Annotated in this window: 9 protein-coding genes; 8 read left to right on the plus strand and 1 reads right to left on the minus strand. The window is 60.8% G+C overall.

What is annotated here, in order from left to right; genetic code table 11:
• Positions 1 to 279 precede the first annotated feature (279 nt).
• The 6 genes from KI231_RS29330 (at position 280) to KI231_RS29355 (ending at position 11,957) form a co-directional block, all read left to right on the plus strand.
• Positions 280 to 1,725, plus strand: coding sequence for an alanine/glycine:cation symporter family protein (locus KI231_RS29330; RefSeq protein WP_213027010.1), 1,446 nt, complete (start codon positions 280 to 282; stop codon positions 1,723 to 1,725).
• Between the two features lie 171 nt (positions 1,726 to 1,896).
• The gene (locus KI231_RS29335; protein ID WP_213027011.1) at positions 1,897 to 2,901 is read left to right on the plus strand and encodes an asparaginase; all 1,005 of its coding nucleotides are present in this window, start codon (positions 1,897 to 1,899) and stop codon (positions 2,899 to 2,901) included.
• 166 nt (positions 2,902 to 3,067) lie between these two features.
• Positions 3,068 to 4,060, plus strand: a complete 993-nt coding sequence (locus KI231_RS29340; RefSeq protein ID WP_213027012.1) for an AraC family transcriptional regulator — start codon at positions 3,068 to 3,070, stop codon at positions 4,058 to 4,060.
• A gap of 72 nt (positions 4,061 to 4,132) precedes the next feature.
• Entirely contained in the window at positions 4,133 to 6,022 is a 1,890-nt protein-coding gene (locus KI231_RS29345; RefSeq protein WP_213027013.1) for an ankyrin repeat domain-containing protein, read from the plus strand.
• Positions 6,023 to 6,186: 164 nt separating this feature from the next.
• Complete coding sequence (locus KI231_RS29350) at positions 6,187 to 7,218, plus strand: histone deacetylase family protein (RefSeq protein WP_103302722.1); 1,032 nt, start codon at positions 6,187 to 6,189, stop codon at positions 7,216 to 7,218.
• A 143-nt stretch (positions 7,219 to 7,361) separates the two neighbouring features.
• The gene (locus KI231_RS29355; protein WP_213027014.1) at positions 7,362 to 11,957 is read left to right on the plus strand and encodes a dermonecrotic toxin domain-containing protein; all 4,596 of its coding nucleotides are present in this window, start codon (positions 7,362 to 7,364) and stop codon (positions 11,955 to 11,957) included.
• Here the strand turns inward: KI231_RS29355 and pdxR are convergent.
• Positions 11,890 to 13,467, minus strand: coding sequence for a MocR-like pyridoxine biosynthesis transcription factor PdxR (gene pdxR / locus KI231_RS29360; protein ID WP_213027015.1), 1,578 nt, complete (start codon positions 13,465 to 13,467; stop codon positions 11,890 to 11,892). The genes KI231_RS29355 and pdxR overlap by 68 nt on opposite strands.
• A 92-nt stretch (positions 13,468 to 13,559) precedes the next feature.
• Here pdxR and KI231_RS29365 point away from each other — a divergent pair, with 92 nt between their 5' ends.
• Together KI231_RS29365 and KI231_RS29370 are read left to right on the plus strand one after the other, a co-directional pair.
• Positions 13,560 to 14,183 (plus strand): FMN-binding negative transcriptional regulator, encoded by a 624-nt coding sequence (locus tag KI231_RS29365; protein ID WP_213027016.1) that lies wholly within the window; start codon positions 13,560 to 13,562, stop codon positions 14,181 to 14,183.
• Between the two features lie 10 nt (positions 14,184 to 14,193).
• Positions 14,194 to 14,640, plus strand: coding sequence for a GNAT family N-acetyltransferase (locus tag KI231_RS29370; protein ID WP_213027017.1), 447 nt, complete (start codon positions 14,194 to 14,196; stop codon positions 14,638 to 14,640).
• Positions 14,641 to 14,650 lie beyond the last annotated feature (10 nt).

A 14,650-nucleotide genomic window follows, 5' to 3' on the forward strand; every position in this document is an offset into this window, starting at 1 on the left:
CGCCGGTAACGTCGGGTGTTTCAAAGCTTCGTTTCGTCGCTTGCACCACTACCGTGCAGACGGGCGCGCCACTGATCGGTATAGTGCCGCCCCTCTTCGCGTGAGCGGTCGTCGGTAACGAGGCCATAACCCATGCGAAACCCGAACTAATAACAAACCCGCGAAATGGATCCGGGACGAAACCCTCGCCTCGCCTGTCGTGCCGCGCGCAGACCGGTGTAACGCGATGTTTCTGAACATCCAGCATTTGCTTACACAAAAAACAGCGAGGAAAAATCCATGCTCGAAGTCATTAACGACTTCCTCTCAGGGAAAGTACTGATCGTGCTCATTGTCGGGCTCGGTAGCTACTTCACGATTCGCTCGCGTTTCGTACAACTGCGCCACTTCTTCCACATGTTCGCGGTGTTCCGCGACAGTTTGAAAGGCAGCGCCGGGCAACTCAGCTCGTTCCAGGCCCTGATGCTCAGCCTCGCCGGCCGTGTCGGTGCAGGCAACATCGCCGGTGTCGGCATCGCCGTGACCCTCGGCGGGCCAGGTGCGGTGTTCTGGATGTGGGTGACCGCACTGGTCGGCATGTCCAGCAGCTTCTTCGAATGCACCCTGGCCCAAGTCTACAAGCGCGCCGATGGTGACGGTCTGTATCGTGGCGGCCCGGCTTACTACATCCAGCACGGCCTGAAACTGAAAGGCATGGCGGTGGTGTTCTCGATTCTGCTGCTGGTCACATACGGCTTCGCCTTCATTGGCCTGCAGTCCTACACCGTGACCCACTCGTTGCAGAACGCCTTTGCCTTTAACCCTCAACACACCGGGATCGTCCTGGCGGTGTTGCTGGCCATCACCTTCATCGGCGGCATCAAGCGCATCGCTTCGGTGTCCGACCTGCTGGTACCGATCAAGACCCTGGCCTACATCGGCGTGACTCTGTACGTGATCGGCACCCAGATCGAACACGTGCCAGCCATGCTGGAAACCATCTTCAAGAGCGCCTTCGGCCTCGACCCGGCCTTTGGCGGCCTGCTCGGCAGCGCCATCGTCATGGGCGTGAAGCGTGGCGTGTTCGCCAACGAAGCGGGCCTGGGCAGTGCGCCGAACGTCGCCGCCGTGGCCGCCGTGAAGCACCCGGGCGCCCAAGGCGTGGTTCAGGCTTTCAGCGTGTTCCTCGACACCTTCGTGATCTGCACCTGCACCGCGCTGCTGATCCTGTTGTCGGGCTTCTACACCCCGGGCTTTGAAGGTGACGGCATCGTCCTGACCCAGAACTCGCTGGCCGCCGTGGTCGGTGACTGGGGTCGCATGTTCGTCAGCGTCGCGCTGTCGCTGTTTGTCTTCACCTGCATCCTCTACAACTACTACCTGGGCGAGAACAGCTTGCAGTTCCTCACCCGCAACCGCGCCGCGCTGATGGTTTTCCGCGGCCTGGTGCTGGCGCTGGTGGTATGGGGTTCGATGCAGGACCTTTCGACCGTGTTCGCCTTCGCCGACATCACCATGACCTGTCTGGCCTTCGTCAACCTGGTGGCCCTGGCCATGCTGTTCAAGGTTGGCATGCGCGTGATGCGCGACTACGACGAGCAGCGCCGTGCCGGCGTCAAACAGCCCGTGTTCGACTCCAGCAAATTTACCGATCTGGATCTGGACCTGAAGGCTTGGCCGACCAACCCGTCGTCCGCCACTCAAACCGATGCTCAGCCGCAAGGCGTGCCTGCAGCGCAACGCTGACAGGTGAATGACGGGCGCATCCCCTGCGCCCGTCAGTTATTGTGATGCAATAACTTGCAGGAGTGAGCCTGCTCGCGATAGCTGTCTTTCAGCCAACATCAATGTTGAATGATGAACTGCTATCGCGAGCAGGCTCACTCCTGCAATGTCATCTCTTGTGGAGACCTTCAGATGATTGCCAATTCCTACCCCGCCGCCCAGCACGTCATGGTGCTCTACACCGGTGGCACCATCGGCATGCAGGCCAGCGCCAACGGTCTGGCCCCTGCATCCGGTTTCGAAGCGCGGATGCGCGACTACCTGCACAGTCAGCCTGAACTCGTCGTACCGCAGTGGCGCTTCCGTGAGATGTCGCCGCTGATCGACAGCGCCAACATGACACCGGCCTACTGGCAGCAACTGCGTGAAGCAGTGGTCGACGCTGTGGATGTGCAAGGCTGCGACAGCGTGCTGATCCTGCACGGCACCGACACCCTGGCCTACAGCGCGGCGGCGATGAGCTTCCAGTTGCTCGGCCTGCAGGCTCGCGTGTGCTTCACCGGCTCGATGTTGCCGGCCGGCGTGACCGACAGCGATGCCTGGGAAAACCTCAGTGGTGCGCTGGTTGCGCTGGGCCAAGGCCTGGCACCGGGTGTACATCTGTACTTCCACGGCGAACTGCTGCCACCGACCCGTTGCGCGAAAGTACGCAGCTTCGGCCGTCATCCGTTCAAGCGTCTGGAGCGTCAGGGCGGCGGCGTGAAAGCCACGTCGATTCCTGCAGCGTTGAACTACAACCAGCCGAAGCAACAGGCGAATGTCGCGGTGCTGCCGCTGTTCCCCGGTATCAGCGCCGGAATAGTCGACGGCCTGCTCGACGGTGGCATTCAGGGACTGGTGCTGGAGTGCTACGGCAGCGGCACCGGACCGAGCGACAATCCCGAGTTCCTCGCCAGCCTCGGCCGCGCGCGGGATAACGGCGTGGTCGTGGTCGCGGTCACGCAGTGCCATGAAGGCGGTGTCGAGCTGGACGTTTACGAGGCCGGCAGCCGCTTGCGTGGCGTTGGCGTGTTGTCCGGTGGCGGCATGACCCGCGAGGCGGCGTTCGGCAAGTTGAATGGGCTGCTCGGTGCCGGCCTTGAAACTCAAGAAGTCCGCCGACTGATTGAGCTCGACCTCTGCGGCGAACTGATCTGACACACCGCACGACTCTGTAGGAGTGAGCCTGCTCGCGATAGCAATCTTTCATTCAACATTGATGTTGGCTGCCAGACCGTAATCGCAAGCAGGCTCACTCCTACAAAGGAGTTTCACCCGGCATGCAACTTGCTGCGTTCCAGCCATCATCAGGCTGGAAGATCTTATGCTCCACTCCCACCTCACCACCCTCAACGCCGTCTCACTGGTCCTCAACACCTTCAAGGCGGAAGGCTTGTCGAGCGATGCCTTGCTGGCCGGCAGCGGCATCAGTGCAGCGGATCTGGCCCGGGCCGACACGCGCATCACCACCAATCAGGAGATGCAGGTTTGCGCCAACGCGGTCGCGCTCAAGCGCGATATCGGTCTGGAACTGGGCCGGCGCATGCACGTTTCCTGCTACGGCATCCTCGGTTACGCCTTGCTCACCTGTGCCACCTTCGGTGACGCTTTGCGCCTGGCGATCCGTTATCCGGCGCTGCTGGGAACACTTTTCGAACTGAGCCTGGAAGACGACGGCGAACGTGTCTGGTTTGTCGCTGCCGACTATCGCGAGAGCCCAGCGATGGCGGTGTTCAATGCCGAGTTCTGTCTGGTTTCACTCAAAGTCATTTGCGATGACTTGCTCGGTCACCCGCTGCCATTGCTGGCCACACGGTTTGAACACGCGGCCCCGGACTATCGCGCCAGCTACGCCGAACACTTCGCCAGCCCGCTGCACTTTGCCGCCAAGGACAATGCCTTCGCCTTGGACCGGCACTGGCTCGACCAACCGCTGCCGCTGGCCGACAGCATCACCCATCAAGCGATGGCCGAACGTTGCCGCAAACAGAATCTGGAGTTCACCGGGCGTCAGGCCTGGCTGGGGCGGATTCGTCAATTGCTCAGCGCGCAGTTGAACGCCGCGCCGGGGCTGGAAGGTCTGGCCCAGCAGATGAAGTGCTCGCCGCGTACCTTGCGCCGGCATCTCAAGGACATGGGCAGCAGCTATCAGGAATTGCTCGATGAACTGCGCTTCGAGCGCGCCAAGCAGATGCTGTGTGAGGAGCAACTGCCGATCTACCGCATCGCCGAGACACTGGGCTTCAGCGAGACCGCAAGTTTCCGCCATGCCTTTGTGCGCTGGAGTGGCGTGGCGCCCAGTCAGTTCCGCCCTTGAGATAAATCAGGCGCAGCGCCAAAGACTGCACTACATTACGCGGCCTGATTCTGTCGCCGGTGTTTTTGCTCGATGGCCCTTTTTCGTTACTGCGCACAACGTGTCGTTCTCGCTGCTCTGATCAACCTGCCCATGGCCGCCCATGCCATCGAGCTGAACTGGTGGGGGCTGCCACCCAAAGCGGTGGTCGATAAGCCCGAGTACGCCCGCACCATCATCCCGATGCCCACCGCTGCTGAAACACCGACGCCATCGGTGGGGTTGCTCAGCGGCTTTCGCGGTCTGTTTTACCTGAACGTCTATCGCGATCAGGACTACCGCGAACGCACGCAAAAACTCGGGCCGATTCCGCTGCTCACCGCCGAGGAGTTTCACAGCTGCATTACCGAGTTCCAGTACTTGAATCTGGGCTCGTCGGCCAGTCGTACCGACATCGCACCCGGCATTGTGGTCGATACGCTGGCGTTCGACTGCGTCAAAAGCAGCGGCTGGGAAACCAAGCGTTATCTGCTGATCGATTCGCGCGCACCCGGTACACCGTTGCTGGCGCTGGGGCGGATTCGCAACGATCACCTGCTGTCGTTCCAGCCATTGCAGGACACTCCGGCAGCAGTGCTCGACACCTGGCTAAAAGGCGTCGAAGGCGCCCGGGGCGCCCGGGGCGCCATGCGCTACCAAGTACCCGACGCCCCGCTGAGCATTGAAGTCGACCCCAAACCTTACCTGGCCGGCGACGGCGCGCTAGAGCTGTGGGAACTGCACCGACAACTGAGCCAGGCCAGTGACAAAGGCCCGGGGCTGAAGAAAGTCGATGAGCTGTTTTTGAATCAGGACTTTCGGCGGATCGGTGCCGATCAGCCGGAATTCATCGGCCAGCTCAATGACATTGCCTACTGGAAAAGCCAACTGGCGCCGGACGAGGGTTCACGGCAATGGCTGCTGGAAGTCGTACGCCGCGCGCCACAACGCATTCCGGTGTATCTCAACCTCGCGGATCAGGCCTGGCAGTACTATGAAAAGGCACCGACCTACACCACCCAATACGCATTGGCGCAGGAGTATTACCGGATCTACTGCGGGCTGCGTCTGCAACGGAATCTGAGTGTTCCCGAGCGTGTTTTGCAAAATCTCGGCCTCACCCAGGCCGACCCGCAAGCCTGCCAGGCGCAATGGCCCTTGATCGAGGCCGTCGACAATCAGGACGAGCCGCGCGTGCGGCAGTTGCTCGACAGCGGCCTGCAAGCCAAAACCCTCGGCGAGGACGGCCGCAGTGCCTTGTTGCATGCACTGGATGCGCCGAACTTCGCCATCGCCCGCCTGCTGCTCGAACGCGGCGCCGAAACCCACGGCATCAACGGCAGCGAGCCGCTGGTGATGCAGGCACTGAACAAGGACCTCAAGGCTGACAAGGATCCGCAGCAAGCCCAGCGCACGCAGTTCCTGCTCAACGCCGGTGCCGCCATCGACGAGCCCGATGCGCGCGGCAAGACCCTGCTGATGCAGCGAGCATCGGCCAAGGATGAAGAGGTGTTCAACTGGCTGTTCAAGCACCCGCAAAACCTGGATTTGCGGGAAAGCGAGGAACAGCGAACCGCGCTGTACGAAGCGATTTACCGCAACAACTATCCGGCGGCAAAACGTCTTGTTGACGCCGGGGCGCAGTTGAATTTTCTCTATCCTTCCGGACGTTGCTACAAGGGTGACCGCCTGGATTCGGTGCTCTATCTGCTGGCAAGCCAGGCCCCGAGAAGCAACATCGACAAAGAACTCGACCATCAGCAGATGCTCGGGCTGTTCACGCTGATGCTGGAAAAAGGCGCCGATCCGACGCTGGGAAATGATTGCAGCGGGGATGCCTACAGCAAATTGCGCAAGGTGCTAGAGCAACGCGAGCGACCGGATTGGCTGGCGGCGCTTGACCGTCATCAAGCCACGACGGATAAAAACGCAAGCCGTCCCTGAATGTATATGGCGCCCCGTAAAGGGGCGCTTCGGCCTTTGACGGGGCGATTTGCGGTCAGACTTTTTGGCCAGATCGATCCCCTTTTGGCCTTTCCTGCCGTTCTCCGAATCGCATTGCACCGCAACACTGGGCGCAACCGAATCAGCCCTGCGGAGAACAACAAATGCTGACGATCTACTCGGACGATCATCACCTGCACCATGGCCGCTGCGAATTGATCGACGGCCAGCTCAAGCCGTGTTTCGAGATGCCGTCGCGCGCCGACCATGTACTGCAACGTGTGCAGAACCAGCACCTGGGGCCGGTCGAGGCACCGAAGGATTTTGGCCTTGAACCGATCGCGCGCATCCACAGCCGCGACTACCTCGACTTTTTCAAAGGTGCATGGGCGCGCTGGACCGAATTCAACACCGACGGCGATCTGCTGCCCTACACCTGGCCGGCGCGCACCTTGCGCGCGATCAAACCGACCAGCCTGCATGGTCAGCTGGGTTACTACAGCTTCGACGGCGGCGCGCCGATCACCGCCGGCACCTGGCAAGCGGCGTACAGCGCAGCGCAGGTCGCACTGACCGCGCAAGCGGCCATTCAACATGGCGCACGCAGTGCCTTTGCATTGTGTCGGCCACCGGGACACCACGCGGCCAGCGATTTGATGGGTGGTTATTGCTACCTCAACAACGCTGCCATTGCTGCGCAGGCGTTTCTCGATCAGGGCCACCAAAAGGTTGCGATCCTCGACGTCGACTATCACCACGGCAACGGCACGCAGTCGATTTTCTATGAGCGCAGCGACGTGTTGTTCACCTCGATCCACGGTCACCCGGAAGCGGAGTTTCCGTTCTTTCTCGGCTATGACGATGAGCGCGGCGAAGGGGCCGGTGAGGGTTTCAATTTCAACTATCCGTTGCCGGCCGGATCGGGCTGGGATGTCTGGAGCGCGGCGCTGGACCAGGCCTGCAACGAGATCGACCGCTACGGCGCCGACATCATTGTCGTGTCGCTCGGTGTCGATACATTCAAGGACGATCCGATCTCGCAATTCAAACTCGACAGCCCGGACTACCTGGCGATGGGCAAACGCATTGCCGCCCTGGGCAAACCCACGCTGTTCGTCATGGAAGGCGGTTATGCCGTGGAGGAAATCGGCATTAACGCCGTGAACGTACTGGAAGGTTTTGAAAGCGCTCAGTAAGCAAACCCTCGCCAGAGACCCGCATTCGCGGGTCTTTTTTTGCCTGCAATCTGTATGTACCGCACACCGGCGGCCCGCGACTTTTACCTTGCCCTGACCCGGCGCCATTTGGCGCGCCGCCCTTGTCAGAGCAGGAATTACCCATGCCCGAAATCTCCTTGCCCAGCGCCGTTGATGTGCTGACGCAACTGGTGACCGGTCCGTCGCTGCGGGAAGTCGCCACCCAGGCTTTGCGCCCAGAGCTCAAGACCTTGTATCCGAACCTGAATATCGATCCGCAATTGGCGATGGTCGTGACCCCGACCTGGATCGTCAAAGACGACCGCGTCGTCAGCGGCGGCGATCAGGTCGAGTCCCTGACCGACGTGCTGGTGCGGCTCGGCCTGTCCGGTACCACCGTCACGTATCTGGACGATGAACACTTTCTGACCCTGCACCCCGGCAGCGAGTCCGCGTTCCAGTTGCCCGTGGAAGTCGACGCCCTCGCCAGCTTGCTCAACGAACTCGCGCCGCTGCTGTTCGTGGCGTACCGGGAACAACAGGTTGATTACTGGAACCGACATACCTCTCCCGCACACCCGCGCTGGTATCAACTGTCGGATGCTTTGCGCAACCTGTGGAATGTCGACGCGAGTCTGGGCTGGGACGCGGATCAGCAAGCCATGGCTCACGCCGTGTTCCGTCACCCCGACAAGCACCAGCGGCTGTCCGGCGACAAGTACAAGACCCGCGCCTGCCTGATCGACCTGGATCAGGGTGACGGTGAAAAGCGCACCCATGTACACGTTCTCGATACCGCCGTGCTGGTCGGTACCCATGAAAAGCGCACGCTGATCGTGACCCATTCGCTGGTGAATGGTTTCCGCCGTTTCGATTCGATGGAGGCGCTGGGTGATGCCCTGCCGCGTCGCTATCGTGAGAACACCGCCGCCGGTGACCTGCACTGGCGGTTGTTTGAGCCCGACGGCAACTTCTTCGATCATCAGGCTTGCACGCTGATCGCTCTGGAGGCCGATGCCCTTGGCGAGATCAACTTCTTCGCAGGCTCGACCCTCAATAACCTCTTTCCCCATAACGGCACGGCCGGCGATCACTCAGAGCCGGCGCCACGCCTCAAACCTCACGTCGACCGTCTGCAACCGATGCTGCCGTCCTGGCTCGACAACGCCAATGCGGCCGATCAGACCAGCTTCAGCCGACACCTGCTGGACCTGACCGTGGTGCAGCACCAGAACGCCGGCAAATCGTTTCAGAGTGAAGTGGCCAGCCTCGACACTTTTACCCGCGAAGCGCTGACCCGGCAGATCCGCAAGGATCATCCCAAGGCCGGCGAGGTAAAAATCGATGAGATCGAGATCAGCATCACCAGCCTGGATGTCTGGGGCACGTTTGTCGTGCCGTTCAACAGCGAGAACCAGACGTTCTCGTTGAGCGAACTGACGCTGCAAAACCTCGAAGGGATGCCGCTGGGCAACAAAACCGTGCGTTACAGGGACGGCAGCGCCTTGCCGGACTGGCTCACCGTGGCCTATGTGGAAAAACTGGTCACCACCGTCAACATCGGCAAAACCTATCCGGCGTACCTGCAGAAGCTCCTGGTCGACGATAGCGTCCAGGCATCGGCCCTGCAGAAGTTATATGTCCGTCAGTTGCCGATCGAACTGCCGATGCTGGCGCTGCAGCACAAGATTCGTGGCGAGGCCGGCATTGACGAGCAAGGTTACCGCTACCTGTTGGCCGCCCTCGGTGACAGCGCCGAGGACCGTGTAGTCGACGGGCAGGAAATCATCATCAGCCCCCTGGCGTTCAATGCCCACCACATCAGCTCAAGGGCCGACACCGTGGTCAACATGTTTGTCATCGGCCCGCGTCAGACCGACAAGGGTCCTTATCTGCTTTATCGACCCCTGTTCGAAAAACCGTTGATCCAGTACCCCAGTCGCACCAATCTGCTCTATGCGATCAAGCACTCGCGACTGCTGCGCGAGTCGGTGCTCGCCTGGTTGCCGGATGATGTTCGTTTCAACTACAGCCAGTACGTGTTCCCGGCCAAGATGCCGTCGGTGTGGGTCATTCCTCAAGCAGTGGTCAATCCCGTCACTGCCGTCGACATGCTCGGTGTCGCCCAGTTGCACACCCGCGCGATCACCGACGATGTCCTGCAGACGCTGCACAAAGCCAACGTCGAGGCCATCCTCACTCAGGCCGACCGCCAGACGGTCTCCAACGCCGAAGCACGCTGGGCCTCGGTAAAACACGGCGGCTGGATGCTGTTCAACGCCGCCCTGCCGTTCCTCGGGCGGGGCATCAGTACCGCCGCCTGGATCTGGCAGATCCTCGACGATTTGCAGGAAGTCAGCGATGGCGCAAATCAGCCGACCGGCAAGATCGCCTGGACCGCGCTCGCCGATATCCTGCTGGCGCTCGGCATGGTGCTGGCCCACCGCGCTGCCGTCGGCAAGGCGCCCCGGCGCGAAATCATCAGCGCGGCGGAAACGGCAGAACGGTTGCTGCCAACAGTTGTTCCCGAAGTCGTCAAACCGGTGCGGCTGCCAGACGTTACAACCCTCGAACTGCCGGTCGGCCATGACACATCGCTCAATGCGAGCGTTGCATTGGCGCGTTCAGGCCCCAGTCTTGAGTCACTGCTCGACAGCCTGAAAACCACAAAGCCCAAAGACCTCGGCACTGCAACCACCGAAGGCCTGCATCGGCACCTCTTTGCTCACCAGAAAAAATGGTACGCCCCCGTCGGCAAACGCTGGTTCGAGGTGCAACTTAACGACAACGGCGATGTGCAAATCATCGATTCGCATCAAGTGCCCACACGTACTGGGCCTTTGCTGACCGTTACCGCCGGCGGGCGATGGGTCATCGATCTGCGGTTGCGTCTGCGCGGCGGCGCGCTGCGCAGTCGTATCGCGCAAGCACGCCTGGAAAAACAACAGAAGCTGGCTCAGTTGAAGAGTGACATCAGCGCGTTCGATCTGACGATGCAACCCAAGCAGGACACACTGGCCGATTTCCATACAGCCTTGCTTGAGGCACTGCCGGAAAAAGTAGAGGAGACCCGCAAGCAGTACCTCGACACCCTTGAATCGCAACTCAGCGAGTACACGGCCCACATCGACCAGCTCAAGGCACTGAACCTGGCGGAGCCGGTACCCAACTACCGCACGGCGATGATCGACCGGCTGACCATGCAAATGTTTTTGTGCCACTCCTGGTTTATCGAACGCAATCTCGATTACAGCACTACCCTGACGGCGACGACGGACCTGTTCGATCACAACGCGACGGCGCAAGCAGACCATGTCGCGGCCTTCGAAAAATTGAACGAGCTGACCGGCAAGTTCATTGCGAAGCTGGAGTTTGCCCACACGCGCTTCGATGAACTGAAACTGCTTGGCAAAGAAGGTGTCGAGACCCAACGCCGTTACCAGGCCAAGCTCCCCGCTTATGAAATCAACGACCTGAAAATGCTCGAGATCAGCCTGGCGCAGAGACTCTGTCTCAAGGCGGGTCCGCCAGAAAGCGCGGCTGACGCCAGAATTGCCCTGGAAGACGTGATTGAAGATGCCGCACTCAACATCCAGAGTTCGATGGACCTGAGCACTGATGAAAACCTGGACAACCTCGCCGAACGAATAGAAGCCACGAGCAATCTGGCCGAACAATTTACCGCCATCGACCAGCGCTTTGTCGACCTGCTCGTCGAGTACCCCGAACACTTTCAGCCCGAGCGGATGGCGCAAGTGCGCAAGCAGATCAATGCATTCAGCGAAGCCACGGTGAACAGGCTGGGCAACCTGTTGCGCGACCAACTCCTGCTGGGGCCGAAGCCCGGCCCCTCACGCCCCAGGACAAACTTCGGCAAAAAAATCATCAAGACCCGCTACAAAGGCACGCTTGTCGGTGAAGTCCGAAAAAGCGCCGATGGCCAGGACACTGACCTGGTGGACGTGCGAGCGAAAGTATCGGGCAGACTCATCGCCACGTTTCATGAAAAAACGCCCGGGGAGTGGGTCGAGCGAGTTACACCGAAGACATCGCCAACCCCGTCCAGGCCGAATCTGAAAAACAGTCTTGCCGTGGGACAAACCTTGATCGACGACCTGCCCGCGTTCCACAAGCGAACCGATGGCCATATCAAACGCGCCAAACGCATACCGGCCGAAGCTGAATCGCTCTACCAAGTGCATGCCGTGACTCTGCGCAGCGCCAGAGAGGCCATCGATCAGGCCTTGATCGCCAGCAACGAGACCGCAGATCGTGTGGCGTCCACGCTGGTGGACGCGCTCGACAGCGCAGCGGCAGCGCTCGATAAAAAGGGCCGAAAAACCCGGATTACCTTGATCAAACAGCAGCCGCCGACGGCCGCCCATGTTCAATGGCTGAACAATGTCGGTGAAGTGAAAATCAGCAAAACCGTTTCTCGCCGCCGCCTCAAAGGCCCTAAAGACTTTCTCGATGAATATGAAATCAGCGACGCCAGAACCGGCGCAGCGTTGTGGTACGCGCACATTCACTATGACAACGCCACCGCCCCGGCCACCGCGTCGACGGCTCGCCATATGAAAACCCTGGAGCAGCGGCGCCTTGGCGGTGCCTACGACATGCGCAACCTGAGCAATCAGGAACTCATCAAAATTCACCGCAGCGCGATGACGCCTAAATTGGCCGAAGAGCTGTTTTTCCCTCCTGCCAAGCCTGCTGCAACCGCGTCAGTGCTGCCCTGATTGCAGGTTCGGGCACAGCGGCAAAGCCCAGGACCAGACCGGCGCGCTGATCGGAAGCGGTCGATGAATCGGGCAGCCAGTAATGGCTCAAACCGTTGATTTCCACATCCACGCGGGCAGCCTGTTCAATCAGTTGCTGCTCGCGGGCGATGCTCTCTACCGGCACGGTCAGGTGCAGTCCGGCAGACACTGCGGGCAATTTACCCACGCCGGCAATGCCCGTCGGCCAGCCGTCGAGCAACGCATTGCGACGGCTGAGCGCAGCGCGGCGCATGCGCCGGATATGCCGCTGGAAATGCCCGGCGGCCATGAACTCGGCCATCACCGCTTGGGTGCTCACCTCGGAATGCCGGACGTCCACCGCCCGGCGTTGCGAGAACGCGTCCACCAGCCCCGGTGGCAGCACCAGATAACCAAGGCGCAACGCCGGGAAGGCGACTTTGCCGAAGGTGCCGACATACAACACCCGTCCCTGGCGATCGAGTGCCGCCAAAGGTGCCAAGGGCGCACCGGTATAGCGGTACTCGCCATCGTAATCGTCCTCGACGATCCAGCCTTGGGTCCGTTCGGCCCAGGCGAGCAATTCCAGACGTCGCGCCAGACTCATCACCACCCCTGTCGGGTATTGATGGGAGGGCGTCACGTACGCCACGCGACAATCACTGGCCGCCGATAACGCCGCGCAATCGATGCCTTCTTCATCCACGGCGATACCGCGCAAGCGGCCCCCTGCCACAGCGAAGGCATGACCCGCCGCGCGGTAACCGGGATTTTCGATGCCAACGCCGTCACCCGGCGCCACCAGCAGCTGTGCACAAAGGCTGATGCCCTGTTGCGCGCCACTGGTGATCACAATTTGTTCAGCCGTGCACTGCAAACCGCGTGAGCTGCGCAAATAAGCCGCAATCAAGCTGCGCAAGCGCGCATCACCGGCAGGATCGCCGTAGCACAGTTGCTGAAGATCCGGTTTGCGCCAGAAAGCCGCGTTGAGCTTGGCCCAGACGTCGAACGGGAACAGATCAAAGGCCGGGACGCCCACTCGAAATGCGCGTGGCGGGCCACTCGGAGGACGAGCCAAATGGTTGTTCTGGACCCGACTCATTGCGTCGCTGTGGATAACTTTGCTGGATGGATCAACAGGTAAATCCAGCCAATTTGTGGATAAGGCTGTGGGTAAGCCTGTTGAAAACCCTGTGGATACTTTTGTGGATAGTTTTTTATCCAAAGACGCGGTCTGGGGTAATTGAGCGACGTAGGTGCCATCCCCGACTTTGCCCTCGATAAAGCCTTCGGCATACAGCTGATCGTAGGCCCGCACCACGCTGTTGCGGGAAATACCCAAGGCCAGCGCCAGATCGCGACTGGCCGGCAATCGTGTACCGCTGGCCAGACGGCCGTCGAGCACACGCAAGCGCAACGCCTGGTAGAGCTGACGAGTCAGGCCCTGACGGCGGTCGAGCTCGATTCCGGCCGGATTGAAGGGCATGGACAACGTGGTGGCATCAGGCATGGCAATGGACCTATGAAATTGGTCATCAATGGCTCTTACAACAGACCAATAGCCTGCCTACGATGCAGGCATTCGCCAAGGGAAATATCTCCATGTATACGCCGCGCGCCTTTGCCATCGACGAGTTGTCGCAACTCCACGAACTGATCCTCGCCACCCGCCTCGCCATTCTCGTGACCCACGGCGAAAACGGTCTGCAGGCCAGTCATGTCCCCGTGCTGCTGCATTGCGAGCAAGGCGAAAATGGCACGCTGTACGGGCATCTGGCCAAGGCCAATCCGCAGTGGAAAGACCTGCGCGACGGCGCCGAAGCCATGCTGATTTTTGCCGGTCCCGACGCCTACGTCAGCCCGGGCTTTTATCCGAGCAAGGCCGAACACGGCAGAGTCGTGCCGACCTGGAACTACATCGCTGTGCACGCCTACGGCCATGCCGAAACCTTCAGCGATGGCGGGCGACTGCTCGACATCGTCAGCACCCTCACCGACCGCCACGAAGCGGGCCGCGCGCAGCCATGGAAAGTCGACGACGCCCCCGCCGACTACATCGACGGGATGCTCAAGGCCATCGTCGGTTTCGCCATTCCCATCGACCGGCTGGAGGGCAAGCGCAAGCTCAGCCAGAACCGCAGCGCCGAAGACATTGCCGGCGTGCGCGAAGGTCTGGCCGCCAGCCCCGACATCAACGACCAAACCCTTGCCCAATTGATGCGTTAAGGAAAACCCCATGAGTCAGATCGAGATCCGTCAGGTCAGCGCCGACGACCACACCGCCTGGCTGCCGCTGTGGCAGGCCTACCTGCGCTTTTACAACACCGAATTGCCGGACGCCGTAACGCACAGCACCTGGCAGCGTTTCCTCGACCCGAGCGAGCCGACTCACGCGGCGCTCGCCTGGGCTGACGGCAAAGCGCTGGGCATGGTGCATTACATCTACCATCGCTCGAACTGGAGCATCGAAAACTCCTGCTACCTGCAAGACCTGCTGGTCGCAGAGCACACCCGCGGCACGGGTGTCGGTCGCCAACTGATCGAACACGTCTACGCCACCGCTAAAGCCGACGGTTGCTGCAAAGTCCATTGGCTGACCCACGAAAGCAACGCCACGGCGATCCAGCTCTACGAGCGCATCGCCGAGCGCCCGGGCCTCATCCAGTTTCGCAAAGCCCTTTAAGGAGAGACGC

The organism is Pseudomonas sp. Seg1 (genome assembly GCF_018326005.1).
Lineage (GTDB): Bacteria > Pseudomonadota > Gammaproteobacteria > Pseudomonadales > Pseudomonadaceae > Aquipseudomonas.

Bases quoted from the DNA above. Each gene is read 5' to 3' on its own strand.
- KI231_RS29340 (WP_213027012.1), top strand. From the start codon at position 3,068: ATGCTCCACTCCCACCTCACCACCCTCAACGCCGTCTCACTGGTCCTC.
- KI231_RS29335 (WP_213027011.1), top strand. From the start codon at position 1,897: ATGATTGCCAATTCCTACCCCGCCGCCCAGCACGTCATGGTGCTCTAC.
- KI231_RS29370 (WP_213027017.1), top strand. From the start codon at position 14,194: ATGAGTCAGATCGAGATCCGTCAGGTCAGCGCCGACGACCACACCGCC.
- KI231_RS29350 (WP_103302722.1), top strand. From the start codon at position 6,187: ATGCTGACGATCTACTCGGACGATCATCACCTGCACCATGGCCGCTGC.
- KI231_RS29365 (WP_213027016.1), top strand. From the start codon at position 13,560: ATGTATACGCCGCGCGCCTTTGCCATCGACGAGTTGTCGCAACTCCAC.
- KI231_RS29330 (WP_213027010.1), top strand. From the start codon at position 280: ATGCTCGAAGTCATTAACGACTTCCTCTCAGGGAAAGTACTGATCGTG.
- KI231_RS29345 (WP_213027013.1), top strand. From the start codon at position 4,133: ATGGCCCTTTTTCGTTACTGCGCACAACGTGTCGTTCTCGCTGCTCTG.
- pdxR (WP_213027015.1), bottom strand. From the start codon at position 13,467: ATGCCTGATGCCACCACGTTGTCCATGCCCTTCAATCCGGCCGGAATC.
- KI231_RS29355 (WP_213027014.1), top strand. From the start codon at position 7,362: ATGCCCGAAATCTCCTTGCCCAGCGCCGTTGATGTGCTGACGCAACTG.